An 18,730-nucleotide genomic window follows, 5' to 3' on the forward strand; every position below is an offset into this window, starting at 1 on the left:
GATTGATTAGCCGGAATGACTCACCTCAACTCACGACCACTTTTGGGAAGATGATGCGCCTAAGTGGGACGCAAACTGATGCGGAAGGGCCAGCGACATCGGCCTATTTTTCGCGGCGCCTTGCCATCAGCGATGCCTCAATCCTCGACAATAGCGTCGACGAAACGGCGTTGCTGACGCTCGCAGGCAACACAATCGTGCTCGGCGAACCAGGGATGGGTAAGAGCGAGTTGATGCGTGAACTTGGCCGGCGATTGGGCGTAGAGATGGTCACTGCCGTGCGGCTCATCGCGGCCAAGAACCCCGCCAAATTCGTGCCCGACGGCAAGCCGCTACTGATCGACGGCTTGGACGAGGCAATGTCGCGACGCGAGGGCGACGCGATAGACGCTATCCTAGCCCAGCTCGATGAAGCCGGCGCGCCACCCTTCATTTTGTCCTGCCGTTCGCGAGAGTGGCAAGCGCGCACCGTGACTAACCTGCGCCAGATTTATGGCGCCGACCCACGCCTAGCGACTCTCGAGCCGTTTCGTCGCAGCGGAGCACGAGATTTTCTCGCTATTCGCTACCCCGCCGTTGACGCAAATCATGTCCTAGAGCACCTTGAAGCCCACAACCTAGCGGATTTGTATCGCAACCCGCTGACGCTCGGATTGATGGGCCGTGTCGCCGAGAGCGACACGCAATTGCCAGCGACCCGCGCCGCCTTGTTCGAGCGCGTATGTATGCTGGTCTGGCCCGAGCATGACCCGGATCGCCAGGATCTCGGATTGGCGCAGCTTGGCGAGGAAGAAGCGCTGGATGCGGCCGGCGCGATCGCCGCTGCGCTCCTGTTTGCCGGAGCCGAGGCGGCGAGCATCGCTGGCGCGGCGCAAGTCCAGCCGGGCGATGTCAGGCTCGTAGACATCGAGAAACTGGTAACGGCCAAGACGGTGCAGCCGATCTTTTCCTCGAAGCTGTTCCATAGCGTTGGCCCGTCGCGCGCCAAGCCGATCCATCGCGTCGTCGCCGAATATCTGGGGGCGCGCTGGCTGGCGCGGCAAGCGGCGACACCGCGTACGCAACGCCGCCTGCTTGCGCAATTGCAGGGGAGTGGCGGCGTTCCCTCCAGCCTGCGTGGCCTCCACGCCTGGCTTGCCTATCATAGCCCGTCAATAGCTGAGCGGGTGGTCGCCGCCGATCCCTTCGGACTCATCCGATACGGCGAAACTGCCGCACTCACACCGCATCTCGCAGACTGTCTGTTCGAGGCATTGTCCGCCCTTGCCGAGGTCGACCCCTTTTTCCGAGCGGCGGATTGGGACAGCAAGACTGCGGCCGGGCTGATGACCCAAGCGCTCGAACCCAAAATCAGGAAGGTCATTGAATTGGCCGGCAGCAATTCGCATTTTCGATCGCTGCTGATCGAGGGGTTGGACGGTACTGCTCTCGCTGGCGAACTGGCGGGCACACTGGAGTCAATTCTCCTCTCGCCCGAGCGCTTTTACCGCGAGCGCCACGACGCGGCGGACGCTCTATCACCTCACCGCGATCGAATCTGGTGGCAGCAGGTGATCGCAAGGCTCATCGAAGAAGGCAGTGAAGATGCGCCTCGGCTGGCTCGTCAATTGATCGAGCAGATCGATGCCGACGTACCCGACGCGTTGCTGGTCGCGACGCTCTTTGCCGAGATGGGCACGATCAGCTGCCCGCTGCCACGTGAAAAGAGGCGGCGCGTCCACACTGCGCGCCACTATGATCGACTGCTCGACATGATTGATGCGGGCCATCTTGTGGGCGTGCTCGATCTCGTAGTCGATTATTCGGACTTGTTGCACAGCGACGACTGGCAGAATGCCAACGATGTCGCGGACATCGTCGCACATCTGATCGTCCGGGCGATCGACGAAAGCGCGATCGGGATCGAGGATGCGCCGACACTCTGGCGTTGGCTGGCCCCGATCGAGCAAGCGATGCGCTTTCATCACGATATCAAGAAGACGCTCGCCGAGCGGCTGGCGGCAAGTGGTCCGCTGCGCCGAGCGGTACAGGATCATGTGTTTCAACATGACAGACGCAAGGACAGTCTGTGGGTCACCGAAATGTACCTCCAGCGCAGATTGGTCGGGCTATCGACATACGCTGACGACCTGGTCGGGGCCTTTGATCGCTTAGCCCAGGGCAAGGTCCATGACCAAGCCTTGCGCCAAGACTGGAAGGATCTGGTGCGTCTGGGCTGGGGCGGGAGTGGCCCCGACCCAATGGTGCGCGCGGCGGCGGAAAAGTTTCGGCGCGGCGATGCACAGCTTGCGATCTTCATCGGCAAGGTGGAAAATCCGAAGAAGCCGGCTTGGGAGGTCAAGCAGGAAAAGGACGGGGCCAAGCGCGCGAAGAAACGGGCGATAACGTTCGAAGCCCATCGGCGCGACTTCTCAGCGGCAAGTGCTGATATGCGCGCGGGGGAATTCAGCGCAATTTTTCAGCCGGCCGAAGCGTATTTTGGACGGTACCACGATCTGTCGAGCGATCTGGCGCCCGCGGATCGGATTGCAGAGTGGCTGGGCGACGCACTGCGCGATGACGCACTGATGGGTTTCGAGGCCACGCTCCATCGCACCGATTTGCCGACCATGGGCGAGATCGCCGCGGGATTCGCTCAAGGCACTACCTACAATTATTGCTACCCAATCATGGCTGGGCTCTACGAACGGTTGCGGATTGGTATTGGCTTCAATGATCTGCCCGATCCAATCGTGACCACCGGCCTGCTGCTGAGCCACAGCGATCGCGGGTGGAAGATTGAGGCAGATCAGGAGGCGTTGCGGAAGGCATTGGATGCGCGCGTCATTCCGACGATCGACGCACGAAAGGATTTCGCGAAAACCTGGATTGAGCCATCGCTTGCAGCAGGCGCCACGCACGTGGAGGGACTGTACAAGTTGGCGCGAGATCCGGAATGGCAGATGGCGAGTGGTGCGCTTGCTGCTGGGTGGCTAGCTTCCTTCCCCAACGTGCCCGAGTCAGTCGAAGCCGGGCTGGTAGATTGCCTCATTTATGGCGATGCTCTCGACGCATTGCGTGGCGTTGCCGAGGCGCGGGTCGGAACCGTATTCCGTCACTTCGACCATATGCTCTCCTGGCTAGCCATCGACGTGTTAGTACGATTCGACGCTGTGCGGCCTGATCTCGATGGGATTGGGATGCGCAATCCCGAATTCATCTGGTTTCTACGCAATCGGCTTCAGTTCGAACGTCGGGGCGGTATACTCCCCCTATCGATCGAGCAGGCAGAGTGGATCGTCGCGACGTTTCGCGCTGTCTGGCCTTATGCGACGCTGGAGGGCAGCGGGTCGGGCGACACCAATCCCTATGACGCGACCGATTGTCTGCGCGCCATGATCGACCGCATCGCCGACGACACGAGCATCGCGGCGAGCGAAGGGCTACAACGGCTGACCGCCGGTCCACCCGACAGCTATAGCGAGCTCATCCGACACATGGCAGCGGAACAACGGCAGAAGCGCGCCGAACAGGATTTCTCAGCACTGATGCCTGCCGACCTCGCAGCGTTGATCGAGGACGGCCCGCCGGGAAATATCGAGGACTTGAAAGCGCTGATGCTTGAGGAGCTTCGGGTCGCGCAAGCGAAGCTGATCGGCGACGATCTCGATACAGTGGTCGAGTTCTGGAACGATCAGGGGATTCCGCGCGACGAGAATCGCTGCCGCGACCGGCTGGCGGCGATGATCGGCCCCGAACTCGCCCGTTATGACATCCAACGAATGACCGAGGCAGACATGCCCAAGGTTAAGCGCGCCGATCTCGCCTTCGCGCGCGGCACCATGCAATTGCCGATGGAGGTCAAAGGCCATTGGCATGCCGAGGTCTGGGACGCAGCGTCAGGCCAACTCGATGCCCAGTATCTGATAGATTGGCGCTCCGAACAGCGCGGCATCTATTGTGTCCTTTGGTTTGGTGAAGTGCCGGCAGCGACAAATCGGCGGCTGAAGGTGCATCCGGACGGATTATCTGCCCCGACCAACGCGGAGGAAATGCGCACGATGCTAATCGCGCGAATTCCGGAGGCGCGCCGCCCGCTGATCGATGTGGTAGTGATCGACCTTACGTCTGGCAAGCCCTAACCTACGTTGTCGGTATTAGCCGACCGCCCGGCCAGGCTCTTGCCACAATGCGTGTAGCCACCAAGGCCCGCGATCAGCGTGACGGCGATCTGGTAGGTGTTGTGGAGGTCGGACTCATGCGTCATAAAGCCGTCGAGATAGGTCGCCTGAGCGGCAATCTTGATATCCATGAGATGATTGAGCACCTTCTTGTTGCTGGACACGTCAGTGCCGCCGGTGCTGCGTAACCGGATGTAGAGCGCGACCATCATAGCGCCGTATCGAAACGCCAGAAGATTGACCATTTCAGGGATCGTTGTCGGCACGTTGGCGCGCATCACCTTGTGCGCAGTGAAGAGGCTACCGCCCAGCTTCGCGGCCTTGTGGAAGGTCAGTTCCTGCAAGCCGAGCGACAGCTTGCGATCTCCCTCGATGATGCCTTTGAGTTCGTTTCTCTGGCTGGTCGAAAGCTCCTGATCCCATGCCGCGAACAGGCTCATCATCTTGCGCGCTTCGGGGAGCAACGCATCCATGATGCCTTGCGTACGGTCCCGGTGCGCTTCGAAATGGGCCGCCAGTTCGGGCGTCATCGGTGCGTTGACGACTGTATCGCAATAAGGGGCGAAGTCGCGAGTCTGCTGCCGGTCGATCAGACGCAGGAGGAGACCGCGCTGCCGCCCGCTCATGTGGAGAAGGTCCTGGGTGTCCTTGAGGATGATGATCTGGTCGGAATGCGCACAAGCTATTTGTTGGACGCGCCGGGTGGTGTGTGGACTTTTAGCCTTGAACCACTCCTCCAAGACTGTGCTGGACAGCGCGGCGAGATGGGTGCGGGAGGCACCCAGATAGTCGCGCATCCCGTCGCGATCGGCAAAGTTGTTATCGACCATAACCAGCATCGAGATGCTTTTTACGCAGCAAAAATGAATGACGGCTTTCGGCATGAGTAAACGCCAGCTGGAAGGTGGCCATATGGCGCAGAGCTGCCCTCCGACTCTCGCCTACCTTTGAGCTGTAAACGGCAGCTTTCTTGGGTTTGTGTGTCTGAAGCCGACATTCGGCAAAGTCCCCCAACCAGTCAGACTGAAAATCTGTCCTCCCACTTTCCGCTCGACTTCGCTGCCGGACAGAGTGAACGCTGTTCTTATTAAATCGCGGCCGTTCCGAACGGCCGCCACCCCGATGGCTCGATGGCTCGATCCACGGGGCTCTAGGTGGTGGGGGCAGCACGGAGCTGCTCTCCTTTTAAAGGATACCACCCTCATGACCAAACTCACCGACATGCAGATGGTGCTGCTAAGCACCGCCGCCGCTCGTCCCGACGGCAATCTCTTGCCGCCGGCCAAAAGCTTGGGCCGCTACGGCGACCGCATCCGTCGCTCGGTGGAAAGCCTCATGAAGAAGTCCCTGGCTACCGAGCTGCCCGTCAGCGAGAAGGAGCGGTCGTGGCGAGAGGAAGCCGACCAGCTCTTCGGCGTGAGCATCACTGATCTTGGTCGCACCGCGATCCGCATCGACGAAGAGCCCGCAGCCGCACCCGATGAAATCGCCGCCAAAGTCAATGCTGATGACCCTGCGGCTGCATTGCCTTTGGCAGTGCCGCGCGAGGGCAGCAAGGCCGCCATCGTCGTCGCGCTCCTTCAGCGCGAACAGGGCGCGACATTGGCTCAGCTGGTCGATGCCACGGGCTGGCTGCCCCACACCACGCGTGCGGCCCTCACTGGTCTGCGGAAAAAGGGGCACGTGATTGCAAAGGTCAAGCGCGAGGAATCAACCTGCTATTCCATCCCGGCGGCCCGATGATGGAGCGTCTCGAAGGTCAACTGGCGCGACTGGCAACATTGTCGTCGGTCGCGCTGCGCGCGGAATGGCGGCAGCTCTATAAACGACCCGCACCCGACATGACCGCCGATCTCTTGCGTCGCGGCATCGCATGGCGACTGCAGGAGCGGATCTCAGGCGGACTCGCACCGTCTCTGCAGCGGGAGATTGCGCGCCTCATGGGCGAGGTAGAGCGCACAGGCGAGGCGGTGCCGCAGGCCAGCAGCCGGATCAAGGCCGGGACCTGGCTCGTGCGCGACTGGGGTGGGACAAGTCATCATGTACTCATCCTTGATGATGGCTATCTCTATCGAGAACGGCGCTATCGGTCGCTCACCGCCATTGCGGTCGAGATCACTGGCACGCGCTGGTCGGGCCCGCGCTTCTTCGGCCTCAAGACCAGGAAGAAGGAGAAAGCCGTTGGCCAGGCCGCGTGACCCCGCGCAGGGCATTCGCTGCGTCATATATACACGCAAATCCACCGAGGAAGGACTCGAGCAAAGTTTCAACTCGCTCGACGCGCAACGTGAGGCCTGCGCCGCTTATATATTGAGTCAAAGGCATGAGGGCTGGACGCTGATGCCTGACTATTATGACGATGGCGGCTATTCCGGGGGCAATATGGAGCGCCCCGGCCTCAAGGCGCTACTCGACGAGGTTGCGGCCGGTCGTGTCGACGTGATCGTGGTCTACAAGGTCGATCGGCTGACACGCAACCTTTCGGACTTTGCCCGCATCGTCGATGTGCTCGACAAGGCCGGGGCGAGCTTCGTCTCTGTTACCCAGTCGTTCAACACGACCAGCAGCATGGGCAGGCTGACCCTGAATGTGCTCCTGTCGTTCGCCCAGTTCGAACGCGAGGTCACTGGCGAGCGTATCCGTGACAAGATCGCGGCGTCGAAGGCAAAGGGCATGTGGATGGGGGGTCCCGTGCCGCTCGGCTATCGGCTGGAAAACCGGGCGCTGCAGATCGAGCCGACCGAGGCGGAACTGATCCGGCACATCTTCCAGCGCTATCTTGATCTTGGCTCAGGGCGTCTGGTCGTAGCGGAACTCGACCGTGACGGCCATCGCAGCAAGGCGCGGATCAATCGTCATGGGCGGGCCTATGGCCGACAGCCAATCAGTCGTGGCGCCCTTTATGCCATCCTGCAGAACCGGCTCTATATCGGCGAGGTGGTCCATAAGGAGCATATCTATCCCGGCCAGCATGCACCGATCATCGAGGTCGAGACCTTCGAAGCGGTGCAAAACCGGATCGCGCTTGGCCGCAATGAGCGACGGCTGGGAACCGGGGCCGCTTGCGCCAGCCTATTGGCGGGCTTGCTATGGGATGGCGTCGGCCGGCGGATGACACCGTCTCACGCGGTGAAGCAACACAGGCGTTACCGCTATTATGTCTCGCAGATCGAGAAGTCATGACGATGTCTCAATCCCGGCCTGGCGTGTATCGGCGAGTGAGCTGGAGGCACTGGTTCTGGACGAGCTCAGGACCGTGATAGCGGCAGCCGTACGGACCGCAGTTGCCGGATGCACCCTGGGGAGCGACACGATCGAGGTGGTACGTGACAGATGCGGTGCCGCGATAGATGCTCTGTCCTCCAACAGCGCCGTCCAACAAAGACACCATCTGCTTGACGTAGTCCGGCGCATCGACATCGGCGACGGCAGGCTCGTCATTACCTTTTCACTGGAAGCCATCGACCAGCATCTGGCCGGTCAAGAGGAGCTTGAGGTTGGGATAAATATGGTTCGCACCGGTCGTCAGACCAGAATCGCCATTCCTCCGTCCGCAACGCAATCCGCCCGGCCCAATTCATCGCTGCTCAAGCTGGTAGCGCAGGCCTTTGCAGCCCGGGCCGAGATGGACAAGGGTGGCAGCTTCCTGGAGGTCGCCGCGCGGCTTGGCTGCGGCCGGGAATATCTCGCCGATCTGCTGCGTACCAGCTATCTGGCACCGTCGATCATCAAGGCTATCCTCGAAGGCCGCCAGCCACCCGACCTCAGCCGCAAGCGGGTGATGCAGACCAACCGCATCCCGCTGGACTGGCGAGGCCAGGAGGCGATGTTCGGGTTTGGCTGAGACTCGCCAACAGTAGCAACCAAGGAGCGGTGCCGATCGGCACCGCTTCTCGTTTTGGCCCGCGTCAATTCCGGGTCCACCAAAAGCGCCTTCGGAGATATGGCGCCAGATTGCGCCGCCCGTACCGTCCAGAGTGGTCTCTGTTTTCCAGAGCGCATTTTGCGTGCGGGCAAGCCTCGGAAATCACGGCAGATTTCCGCCCTTGGCGAGAGCCTCTCCGGTCTATGGGTATATGTAGGAGAGAGTGGTGCCGCTTACGTGACTCGAACACGTGACCCCATCATTACGAATGATGTGCTCTACCAACTGAGCTAAAGCGGCGTTGGGTGGGCCAGATAACAGCGGTTGATGCGCAGGACAAGCGGGCAATGCATCTTCGTGCACCATCTCTTCGGGGGGCATGCGGCGAGCGCGTTGCGTCAGGCGCCCCGCTTCTTCACGGCATGTTTACCATCCCATGGCAGTGTCGAGTCTCAGGAAAGCTTTTCTTCTGGATTAGGACCGACCGGATGGACACTCTGCGGGGGCAGGAAATCTCCAATGAACAGGATGATTTCGACTATGCCGATCACGAGGCGATGGAGCCGCCGTCCAGCGTAGGCTCCGACGAGCGGCGCATGCAGGTGCGCGCCTATAATTATTGGGCGTCGCTGCTGGGCGACCGCACGCTTCCGTCGATCGAGGATCTGTCGCCCGATCATCTGGAGGATTTCGGCCCCAACAGCGTCCTTCTGGATTTCAGCACCGGACTCGATAACCCGGCGGTCGTGTATCTCGGCACCGCGCTGCGCCGTGAGTGCGATGTCACCGGCGCTATCCAGTTCATCAACGACGTGCCCTCCCGCTCGCTGCTGTCGCGCCTGACCGACCATTATCTCCAGATCATCGCCAACGCCGCGCCGATCGGTTTCGAAGCAGGCTTCCTCAACCAGCGCGGGTCGGAAATCCTCTATCGCGGCATCCTCATGCCCTTCTCCTCCGATGGCGAGACGATCGATTTCGTGTTCGGCGTCATCAGCTGGAAGGAACTGGCGAGCCAGGCCGTCGCCGACGAGCTGGGCCGTGAAGTCGATGCCGCCCTGCGCAGCAGCGCCGCCCCCGGCGCCGTAGCACCGATCTGGGCCGATGGTCCGGCGGCGGGCGAAGATAACGACACGCTCGACCTGTCCGGTATGGAAAGCCCGGCCGAGGACGCGCCGCTCGCCGACTGGCTCGCCCTCGCCCGCGACGGCGCGGAGCAGGCCCGCACCAGCGAAGCCCGCACCCACGGCGCCCTCTACCGCGCCATCGGCCTCGCCTACGACTTCGCCCTGATGAGCGAGGCGTCACCGGAAGATTATGCCGAGATGCTGGCCGACGCCGGCATCAAGCCCCAGGCGCGCAGCCCCCTAACCGCCGTGGTGAAGCTGGTCTTCGGCTCTACCTATGACAAGACGCGCATCACCGAATATGCGACCGCGCTCGAACATGCGAAGAGCGCGGGCCTCGGCCTCGGCGCGCTTGGCGACTATCTCGGCGAATATCCGGGCGGCCTCAAGGCGCTGATCCGCGACGAGCGCGCCCAGCGCCGCTCGCTCCTACCCCCTCGCCCCGACCCCAGCCAGACCGCGCGCGCCGCGATGAAGGCCGCCGCGCCGATCGACCCTGTCGCCATTTCGACCGATGGAGACGGCCTCGCCGTCGTCATCGCCCGGCGGGAAGCGGACGGCACTCTGGCGATAGTCGGCGCCCTTCCCGATGGATCGGACCTTGGTCAGCGGGTGATCGTCGCGGCGGCCGCCTAACCGAACGACAACGCTCATTATATTTCGACGGCCAGTAACTTTATTTCATTTCTCCAATTGAGCCTCACCGGGCGCTAGCGCATAACAAGGCGAGCCGGGGAGTCGCGTGACAACATGCCAGCGTCGTCCCCGTTCAGGGAAAGCGGCATACAGCCGCAGCGGGAAGAGGTTACGCATGACGGCATTGTCCGAGCCGAAGACCGGCCGAGTAAACGTATCGATCCGCAAGGCGCTTGAGGCAGCGCTGGAAAGGGGCGCGCTCCCGGGCGAAAGCGAGGATTTCGATCATGAGGCAGCGGTAACCGCAGCCGCCTTCCTCGGCCGCGCCGCCGACGTCCGCAAATCGGGCCAGCTTGCCATTTCCATCGAAACGCTCGGCGAAGGCGCGACCGGCCGCTACATGCGGATCGCCATCGTCAATGACGACATGCCCTTCCTGGTGGACTCGATCGCCAATGCGCTGGCATCGCATGACGTCACCATCTACCGCCTGCTCCACCCGGTCCTCTCGATCGACCGCAGCGAAGCGGGCAAGCTGACCGCCATTCTGGATGACGAAGCCCCCGGCGCCCGCCGCGAATCGATGATCTATATCGAAGCGGATCGCGCCGACGCGAAGGGCCGCCGCGCGCTGGAAAAATCGCTGCGCCAGACGCTGACCGATGTCCGCGCCGCAGTTGCCGACTGGCCGAAAATGCGCGACGCCATGAGCCGGGATGCGGACGCCATCCCCGACGGTGAAGGGGCCGCACTCCTTCGCTGGTTCCTCGCGCGCCACTTCACGCAAACGGGCCATGAACGTCGCCTTCGCAATGGCAAGGCGGAAGATCAGCTTGGCATCTGCACGCTGGATGACACGCCGCTGCTCGCGCCCGCCTCGCTCGAAGCGGCCTTCACCTGGTTTGAAGAGGGCAAGCGCAACCCGCTCATCATCAAATCGAACAAGCTCTCCCGCGTCCATCGCGCCGTCCTGCTTGACCTCATCATCGTGCCGGTGCGGGAAGGGAAAAAGCTGGTCGCTCTCTCGATCCACGCGGGCATGTGGACCAGCGCGGCGCTGTCGGCCAGTCCCGACAAGGTGCCGCTGCTGCGTTCCGCTCTTTCCGCGCTGATGGACAAGTTCGGCTTCGATCCGGGCGGCCATGCGGGCAAAGTGCTCGTTCACGCGCTCACCGCCCTGCCGCATGACATATTGATCGGCTTCGATCATGAAACGCTGGAACGGCTCGCGCTCACCTTCATGTCGCTGACCGACCGGCCGCGTCCAAAGCTGGCGCTCGGCACCAGCGCCCTCCCCCGCCATCTCTATGCCTTCGCCTGGCTGCCGCGCGACGAACTGACCACCGCCCGCCGCCTGGCCGTGCAGGATATGCTCTCGCAGGCCGCCCATGCGCCCGTGCTCAGCTGGTCGATCGCGCTTGAGGAAAGCGGCCTTGCGCTGCTGCGCATCACGCTCGACCTGCGCGATGGTGGCGTGGTGCCTGACGAAGTTTCGCTCGACCGGCAGTTGAAGCAGATGGTGCGCGGCTGGCTGCCCGCCGTCGAGGAAGCGCTGGCCGAAACCGAAGAGCCCGGCCGCGCCGCCGCGCTTGCCCAACGCTATGCGCCCGGCTTTCCCATGGCCTATCGCAACGGCGCCGGCCCGGCCGAGGCAGCGATCGACATCCGCTTGCTCCACGGTCTTGGCGGCCCCGGCGACAAATCGATCCGCATCTACCGCAACGGCGAGGACACGCCCGAACAGTTGCGTCTGAAGCTCTACAGCCACGATGTGATCGCCCTGTCGGAAGTCGTTCCGGCGTTCGAGAATTTCGGTTTTCGCGTCATCGATGAAATGACGACGGCGGTCGATGGCGGCGCGCAGGGCCATGTGCAGCGCTTCGTCCTTGAACTCCCCACGGGCGGCAGCGGTGATGCAGTCGTCGCTCGCGCCGACATAGTAACCGAAGCGATCGCGCAGGTGCTGGAAGGCCGCGCCGAAAATGACCGGTTCAACGAACTGATCGTGACGGCAGGGCTCGCGCCCCGCGCCGTCGTGCTGTTCCGCGCGCTCTTCCGCTATCTGCGTCAGACCGGCATGGCCTATGGCATGGCGACCTTCGCCGAAACGCTGCGCCGGGAACAGGAGATTGCGCGCCAACTCATCACCCTGTTCGAGGCACTGCACGACCCCGCCGCAAAGGATGGCCCGGCCCGTGCCGAGCAGGCGCAGGCCGCCATCAATGCGGGCCTCGAAAAGGTCAGCGCGATCGACGAGGACCGCGTTCTGCGCCTGCTGCGCGCCGTCATCACGGCTACCCTGCGCACCAATTTCTTCAGCAACGCCGCCGCCGAAGCGCTCGCTTTCAAACTCGACAGCGCGCAGGTGCCCGGCCTGCCCGCACCGCTGCCTTGGCGCGAAATCTGGGTCTACTCCCCAAGGGTCGAGGGCATCCACCTGCGCGCGGGGCCGATCGCACGCGGCGGCCTGCGCTGGTCCGACCGGCGCGACGATTTCCGCACGGAAATCCTCGGCCTGATGAAGGCGCAGCGGGTGAAGAACGCCGTCATCGTGCCGACGGGGGCAAAGGGCGGCTTCTATCCCAAGCAGCTTCCCAACCCGCAGGTCGATCGCGACGCATGGATGGCGGAGGGCACCGAAAGCTACCGCATCTTCATCCGCGCGCTGCTGTCGGTCACCGACAATATCGTGAAGGGCAAGGTCCGCCACCCCGCGCAAACCGTCATTCACGACGGCGACGATCCCTATTTCGTGGTCGCGGCGGACAAGGGCACGGCCACCTTCAGCGACGTCGCCAATGCCATCGCGCTGGATCACGATTTCTGGCTGGGCGACGCCTTCGCCAGCGGCGGCTCGCACGGCTATGATCATAAGGCGATGGGCATCACCGCGCGCGGTGCGTGGATCAGCGTCCGGCGGCACTTCGCCGAAATGGGCATCGATGTGCAGAGCGAGCCGGTCAGCGTCGTCGGCTGCGGCGACATGTCGGGCGACGTGTTCGGCAACGGCATGCTGCTGTCCAAATCCATCCGCCTGCTTGCCGCCTTCGACCACCGCCACATCTTCCTCGATCCGGACCCCGATCCGGCGAACAGCTGGAAGGAACGCGACCGCCTGTTCCAATTGCCCCGGTCCAGCTGGGATGATTATGACAAATCGCTGATCTCCAAGGGCGGCGGCGTCTATCCGCGCACCTTGAAGAGTATCCCTCTCAGCGCTCAGGTTCAGGCAATGCTGGGCGTCACGGAAACCGAAATGGAACCGGCGGCTCTCGTCAGCGTCATCCTCAAAAGCCCTGCCGACCTGTTGTGGTTCGGCGGCATCGGCACCTATGTGAAGTCCGCTGCGCAAAGCCATGGCGATGTGGGCGATCCCGCCAATGACCGCTTGCGCGTCAATGCGGAGGATCTGCGCGTCAAGGTCGTCGGCGAAGGCGCCAATCTCGGCGTCACCCAGGCCGCGCGCATCGCCTTTTCGCTGCGCGGGGGCCGCATCAATACCGACTTCATCGACAATTCGGCGGGCGTCGATTGTTCGGATAATGAAGTGAACATCAAGATCGCGCTTAACCAGGAAATGGCGGAAGGCCGCCTGGCCTTCGACGCGCGCAACAAGCTACTGGAAAGCATGACCGATGCCGTGGCCGACATCGTGCTGGAGGATAACCGCCTTCAGGTACTGGGCTTGTCCATCGCCGAATCCGGTGGAACGGCGGACCTCGCCAGCTATGTCCGGCTGATCGAAACCTTCGAGGAAAGCGGTCGGCTCGACCGGCAGGTGGAGGGTCTTGCCGCCAATGACATGCTGCTGCGGCGTGGACAGGATGGCCTTGGCCTTACCCGTCCCGAACTGGCCGTTCTGCTTTCCACGGCCAAGCTCGCGCTACAGGATGCCATCGAACAGGGGCAACTTGCCCTCGACCCCAGCATGGGTCCGGAACTCGCCGCTGCCTTCCCGCCCGCCATGCAAAAGAAGGAGGCGGACGCCATTGCCGCCCACGCTCTTGCAAAGGAAATCGTCGCGACCAAAGTCGCCAACCGCATCGTCAATCGCCTCGGCCTCATCCACCCCTTCGAACTCGCCGAAGAGGAAGGCTGCTCGCTCGCCGATCTGGCCAGCGCCTTCCTGATTGCGGAGCGTCTCTATGACATCGGCACCCTCTGGGCCGACATCGACGCCGCCGTTATGTCGGAGGCGGCGCGCCTCGCCCTGTTCGCCGACGTCGCCAATGGCGTGCGGATACAGATTGCTGACATTTTGCGCAGCCTTCCCACCGGGACTCTGCCCGGCGCCGGTCACGCCCTGCTTGCCAGCGGCGTCGAAAAGCTGGCCCGCGATGTCGACGACCTCCTCACCAGCGAAGCCCTGCGCCGCACCAATGCCGTCATCGACCGCCTCCTCGCACTGGGCGCGCCAGAGGATCTGGTGCGCCGCACCGCCGGTCTGTTCAAGCTGGACGGCGCCGTCGGCATCGCCGCGCTTGCGGTGCGGCTAAAGGTCGATGAAGTCGCCCTTACCCGCGCCTTCACCCATCTGGGCGAAACGGTCGGCATCGACTGGGTGCAGTCAACCGCCGCCCGCATGGCCCCCAGCGATCCATGGGAAAGGCTGCTCATCTCCGGCGTCGCCCGCGACATGCAGCAGGTCCGTCTCGACTTCCTGGAACAGGGCGGCAAATCCAACGGCAAGGACATCCTCGCCCATGTCGACGCATGGCTCGCCGAAAAGCAGCCCCGCATCACCCAATTCCGCGCCCTCGTCCACCGCGCCAAGGCGGCTGCGGCACCCAACGTCGCCATGCTCGCGGAAATAGCGGGGCAAGCAAGGGGGCTATTGGGGCGCTAATAGCGCCCCCCCCCCCTCAACAGCATTTCATCCCAGCCTCCACCGTCATCCCAGCGAAAGCTGGGATCTCGTGCCCCGCCACGCGCCCTAGAGCTTCGTGCTTTATATCGGCTCCACCCCTATTAATGCCGTTCGCCCTGGGCCTGTCGAAGGGTTCTAATTCTTTTTAGGAAGATGAGGGCTTCGACATTTGAACGAGGCAAGTGACTCGTTCAAACAGCCCGAACGGGGCTGGGCGATTCAGATTAAAGGCCCGATGCCCTATCCCACCCCAACCCCTACACTTTAATACAATTTCCTCCCTCTCCGCGTTTGCAATTGCGAGTCGTTCGCGTTATCCGGTCCACCTCATCATCAGGACCGACCCTCCCAATGCACGCCCCTGCCCGTCTCCAGCCCAAGAAAAAGAAGAAGACCTTCTGGCTGAAGCAACTGCACAGCTGGCACTGGATCAGTTCCGCGATCAGCCTGATCGGCCTCCTGCTTTTCGCCTTCACCGGCATCACCCTCAACCACGCCGCCGATGTCGAAGCCTCACCGCAAACCATCGAAAAGTCCGCGACCCTTCCCGCGCCGCTCTTGAAACAAGTCGCTCCCGACAATCGCCCCGACAGCAAAAAGCCCCTCCCCGCGCCCATCGCCACCTGGGTCGAAAAGGAAATCGGCACTCGCGCAGCGGGCGAAGCTGAATGGTCCGCCGACGAAATCTACCTCGCCCTCCCCCGCCCCGGCGGCGACGGCTGGGTCTCCATCGACCGGCAGAGCGGCGCAGTGACCAGCGAAAGCACCAGCCGCGGCTGGATCAGCTATTTGAACGACCTCCACAAGGGCCGCAACACCGGCACCGCCTGGAAATGGTTCATCGACATCTTCGGCGTCGCTTGTTTCGTTTTCGCAATGACCGGCCTCCTCCTCCTCCAGCTCCACGCCGCCAAGCGCCCCAGCACCTGGCCCATCGTCGGCGCGGGCCTGATCATCCCAACCGTTTTAATTCTCCTTTTCCTTCATTAATTCAGGGGACCAGCAGCACATGCAAAGCCGCTACAAACTCATCCTCGGCAGCAGCGCCGCCTTCGGCGCGGCAGCAATCCCCGCCACCGCCCAGACGCTCAACGTCAACGTCACCATCCCGCGCCTCTCCGTCGCGGAATATCACCGCCCCTACGTCGCCATCTGGCTGGAAAAGGAAGGCGCCACTCCCCGCACCCTGTCGGTCTGGTATGATGTCGACAAGGCGAAGGGCGAAGGCACCAAATGGCTCCGCGATGTGCGCCAATGGTGGCGCGTCTCCGGCCGATCGCTGAAAGTCCCCGCCGACGGCATCACCGGAGCAACCCGCGCTCCGGGTGACCAGAAGGTCGCCTTCACGCCAGGCAAAGGCCCGCTCGGGCAACTCGCCCCCGGCAACTATACGTTGGTCATAGAGGCAGCGCGCGAAGTCGGCGGCCGCGAACTGCTACGCTTGCCTTTCAGCTGGCCAGCAAAGCCAGGCACCGTGGTCCGCGCAAAGGGCAACAATGAATTGGGGCAGGTCAGCCTCAGCGTCAGCAAATAAGGGGACTGTCATGAAAGCCAAATATCTGATCGCTGCGACCCTCGCCGCGCTGATGACCACCAGCGCTGCCCAGGCGCACCGCCAGTGGATGCTCCCGTCCTCGACCACCCTGTCCGGAACGGACAACTGGGTCACCGTTGACGCGGCGGTCTCAAACGACCTCTTCTACTTCGAACATATGCCCATGCGTACCGACGCGGTTGCAGTGACGCAGCCCGACGGCTCGGCTGGCAAAGTCGAAAATGCCGCGACCGGCAAATATCGCTCCACCTTCGATGTTCACCTGACACAGCCCGGCACATATCGCGTCGCCAGCGTCTCGACTGGCGTTATGGGCAGCTACACCCTCAATGGCGAAGTAAAGCGCCTGCCCCGGGGCACGACCAAGGAGAAGCTGGCCGAAGCGATCCCGGCCGGAGCCACCAACATCCAGACGGTCGAGGCCACCAACCGAAACGAGATTTTCCTGACACTGGGCGCGCCCACCACTACCATATTCAAGCCGACCGGCGTTGGCATCGAATTGGTGCCCGTCACCCATCCGAACGATTTGGTGGCAGGCGAAGCGGCGACCTTCCAGTTCCTCCTCGATGGAAAGCCCGCTGCGGACCTCAAGGTAACGGTGATCCCCGGCGGTATCCGCTATCGCGACACGTTGGGCCAGCAGGATCTGGTCACCGGCAAGGACGGAAAAGTTTCGATCAGCTGGCCGCAGCCTGGCATGTACTGGCTGAACGCCACAATCGGCGGAAATCGCGAAGGTAGCGAAGGCGCTCAGGCGACGCCACCCGCCGCTCCGACGCCACGCCGCGCATCCTATGTCACCACCTTGGAAGTGCTGGCCCCCTGACCGGCGTTCGCATCGCCATTCCTGACATGCCGCCCCCGCAGCTCCCGTCGGCTCAGCGGGGCGGAGCGGGATATATTTCAGAGCTATCCGGACCGACCATGGGCACAAGCTGGTCGGCCCGGATCGTCGATGCTCCACCCGGCTGCGCGAACGCAATCGATGACGCACTTTCTCGCGTCATCGCCCAGATGAGCAACTGGGAAGCACATTCCGACATCAGCCGCTTCAATGCACTGCCGATCGGGACCTGGGCAACGCTTCCCTCCGATATGATGACGGTGCTAAAAGCCGGGTTGACTATGGCGCGCCTGTCTGGCGGCGCATTTGATCCGGCAATCGGACAGATGGTCGAACGCTGGGGTTTCGGCCCATCGGGCATAACAGGCCCGGAAATAGTGCCTGCGCATCCTGCACCCTGGACCATGGTCGAGATCGCGGATCAGAGCGCCCGTCGCCTCACTGACGTGAAGCTGGACTTCTCTGGCATAGCAAAGGGTTTCGCAGTCGATGCGGTTTCAGAAGCCCTCCGCGATCTGAGCGCTCGCCATTTTCTGGTCGAGATCGGCGGGGAATTGCGCGGCGATGGCCTCAAGCCCGATTATCAGCCCTGGTGGGTTGATGTCGAGGCGCCGCCGGGGCTCACAGTGCCCACCCTCCGCATCGCCCTGTGCGGCCTGTCTGTAGCCACTTCGGGCGATTATGTGCGCTTCCAGACCAAGGACGGCGCGCACTTGTCTCACAGCATCGATCCAGCAACTGGCAGACCCATCGCCAATGGTGTCGCGTCTGTCACAGTCCTGCACGAAAGCGCGATGCTGGCAGATGCCTGGGCGACTGCAATCACGATCTTGGGGCATGAACGCGGCATGGCGTTGGCGACACGTCACGATGTTGCCGCACGCCTCATTCTCCGCATCGAAGACGGCGCCAAGGAATATATGACGCCTGCCCTAGCCTCGATGCTCGATTAGGCCAGCCAGCCGTTTCAGGCGTCTGCCCATCGCCGTAGCAGATTGTGATAGACGCCCGTCAACCGGATCACCTGGGCATTGTCATGGCCAAGATCGACGGCCAGCGCCTGTATGCTGCTATCGAGATCGAACATCATCTGACGCGCAGCATCGTCCCGAACCATCGACTGCAGCCAGAAAAAGCTGGCGATCCGTCGCCCGCGTGTCACCGGCTCAACGCGATGAAGCGACGACGAAGGGTATAAAACCGCATGGCCCGCTGGTAGCTTCACCCGCTGCACGCCGAAATTTGTCTCGACGGTCAGTTCGCCGCCATCATAGCTTTGCGGGTCTTCCAGGAAGACGGTCATCGAGAGGTCGGATCGTACCCTGAACCCCGTGCCTGCCTGCACCCGGACGGCATTATCCACATGTACGCCGAACGCCTGTCCGCCTTCATAACTGTTGAACAGCGGCGGGAATATCTTGAGCGGGAGTGCAGCAGCGATAAACAGCGGCGATCGCCCCAATGCTTCCAAAATGATTTGCGCCGCCTGCCGCGCCTCGGGCGAGTCCTCGGGAAGCTGCATGTTGCGCTTGGCAAGTGCCGACTGATGACCTGAGGTCACATTGCCATCGATCCACTGCGCAGCGTCGATGAGCGTCCGGACGCGCTGCACTGTGGCAGGATCGAGCAAGTCGGGGATAACTGTCAGCATGTCGGAAACTCTATCAGCGCCG

Annotated in this window: 13 protein-coding genes and 1 tRNA gene; 11 read left to right on the forward strand and 3 right to left on the reverse strand. The window is 62.6% G+C overall.

Translation table 11 applies throughout. The annotated features are described in order from the left end of the window. Window positions 1-50 precede the first annotated feature (50 nt). Complete coding sequence (locus ACWNC0_RS19400; protein WP_449473999.1) at window positions 51-4,121, forward strand: NACHT domain-containing protein; 4,071 nt, start codon at window positions 51-53, stop codon at window positions 4,119-4,121. Here the strand turns inward: ACWNC0_RS19400 and ACWNC0_RS19405 are convergent. Next, window positions 4,118-5,044, reverse strand: coding sequence for a hypothetical protein (locus tag ACWNC0_RS19405; protein ID WP_449474000.1), 927 nt, complete (start codon window positions 5,042-5,044; stop codon window positions 4,118-4,120). The genes ACWNC0_RS19400 and ACWNC0_RS19405 overlap by 4 nt on opposite strands. 319 nt (window positions 5,045-5,363) lie before the next feature. On the opposite strand from ACWNC0_RS19405, the gene ACWNC0_RS19410 reads away from it, so the two are divergent. The 4 genes from ACWNC0_RS19410 to ACWNC0_RS19425 are packed head-to-tail and all read left to right on the forward strand — an operon-like array spanning window position 5,364 to window position 8,004. Then, a complete protein-coding gene (locus tag ACWNC0_RS19410) occupies window positions 5,364-5,903 on the forward strand; it encodes a DUF3489 domain-containing protein (RefSeq protein WP_449474002.1) in 540 nt (179 codons plus the stop codon). Further along, complete coding sequence (locus tag ACWNC0_RS19415; protein ID WP_449474003.1) at window positions 5,900-6,358, forward strand: DUF2924 domain-containing protein; 459 nt, start codon at window positions 5,900-5,902, stop codon at window positions 6,356-6,358. Before ACWNC0_RS19410 ends, ACWNC0_RS19415 begins: the two co-directional genes overlap by 4 nt. After that, the gene (locus ACWNC0_RS19420; protein ID WP_449474005.1) at window positions 6,342-7,343 is read left to right on the forward strand and encodes a recombinase family protein; all 1,002 of its coding nucleotides are present in this window, start codon (window positions 6,342-6,344) and stop codon (window positions 7,341-7,343) included. The genes ACWNC0_RS19415 and ACWNC0_RS19420 overlap by 17 nt, the downstream gene beginning before the upstream one ends. After that, a complete protein-coding gene (locus ACWNC0_RS19425; protein ID WP_449474006.1) occupies window positions 7,318-8,004 on the forward strand; it encodes a hypothetical protein in 687 nt (228 codons plus the stop codon). Before ACWNC0_RS19420 ends, ACWNC0_RS19425 begins: the two co-directional genes overlap by 26 nt. A gap of 245 nt (window positions 8,005-8,249) precedes the next feature. Here the strand turns inward: ACWNC0_RS19425 and ACWNC0_RS19430 are convergent. After that, window positions 8,250-8,325, reverse strand: a tRNA-Thr gene (locus ACWNC0_RS19430). 188 nt (window positions 8,326-8,513) lie between these two features. On the opposite strand from ACWNC0_RS19430, the gene ACWNC0_RS19435 reads away from it, so the two are divergent. The 6 genes from ACWNC0_RS19435 to ACWNC0_RS19460 all read left to right on the forward strand — a co-directional run bounded on the left by ACWNC0_RS19435 (window position 8,514) and on the right by ACWNC0_RS19460 (window position 18,010). Further along, complete coding sequence (locus tag ACWNC0_RS19435) at window positions 8,514-9,788, forward strand: PAS domain-containing protein (RefSeq protein ID WP_449474007.1); 1,275 nt, start codon at window positions 8,514-8,516, stop codon at window positions 9,786-9,788. 175 nt (window positions 9,789-9,963) lie between these two features. Further along, window positions 9,964-14,634 (forward strand): NAD-glutamate dehydrogenase, encoded by a 4,671-nt coding sequence (locus tag ACWNC0_RS19440; RefSeq protein ID WP_449474008.1) that lies wholly within the window; start codon window positions 9,964-9,966, stop codon window positions 14,632-14,634. 372 nt (window positions 14,635-15,006) lie between these two features. Further along, window positions 15,007-15,645 carry a PepSY-associated TM helix domain-containing protein gene (locus ACWNC0_RS19445; RefSeq protein WP_449474010.1) on the forward strand — a complete coding sequence of 213 codons (639 nt, stop codon included), beginning with the start codon at window positions 15,007-15,009 and terminating at the stop codon, window positions 15,643-15,645. A gap of 19 nt (window positions 15,646-15,664) precedes the next feature. Next, complete coding sequence (locus ACWNC0_RS19450) at window positions 15,665-16,189, forward strand: DUF2271 domain-containing protein (RefSeq protein WP_449474012.1); 525 nt, start codon at window positions 15,665-15,667, stop codon at window positions 16,187-16,189. A 10-nt stretch (window positions 16,190-16,199) separates the two neighbouring features. Further along, complete coding sequence (locus tag ACWNC0_RS19455; RefSeq protein WP_449474014.1) at window positions 16,200-17,039, forward strand: DUF4198 domain-containing protein; 840 nt, start codon at window positions 16,200-16,202, stop codon at window positions 17,037-17,039. Window positions 17,040-17,137: 98 nt separating this feature from the next. Continuing rightward, complete coding sequence (locus tag ACWNC0_RS19460; RefSeq protein WP_449474016.1) at window positions 17,138-18,010, forward strand: FAD:protein FMN transferase; 873 nt, start codon at window positions 17,138-17,140, stop codon at window positions 18,008-18,010. Between the two features lie 14 nt (window positions 18,011-18,024). Here ACWNC0_RS19460 and ACWNC0_RS19465 read toward each other — a convergent pair whose 3' ends face one another. Then, on the reverse strand, window positions 18,025-18,708 hold the full coding sequence (locus ACWNC0_RS19465; protein WP_449474018.1) for a Fe2+-dependent dioxygenase: 684 nt from the start codon (window positions 18,706-18,708) through the stop codon (window positions 18,025-18,027). Between the last annotated feature and the right edge of the window lie 22 nt (window positions 18,709-18,730).

The sequence above is a fragment of the Sphingobium chungangianum genome (genome assembly GCF_977014255.1).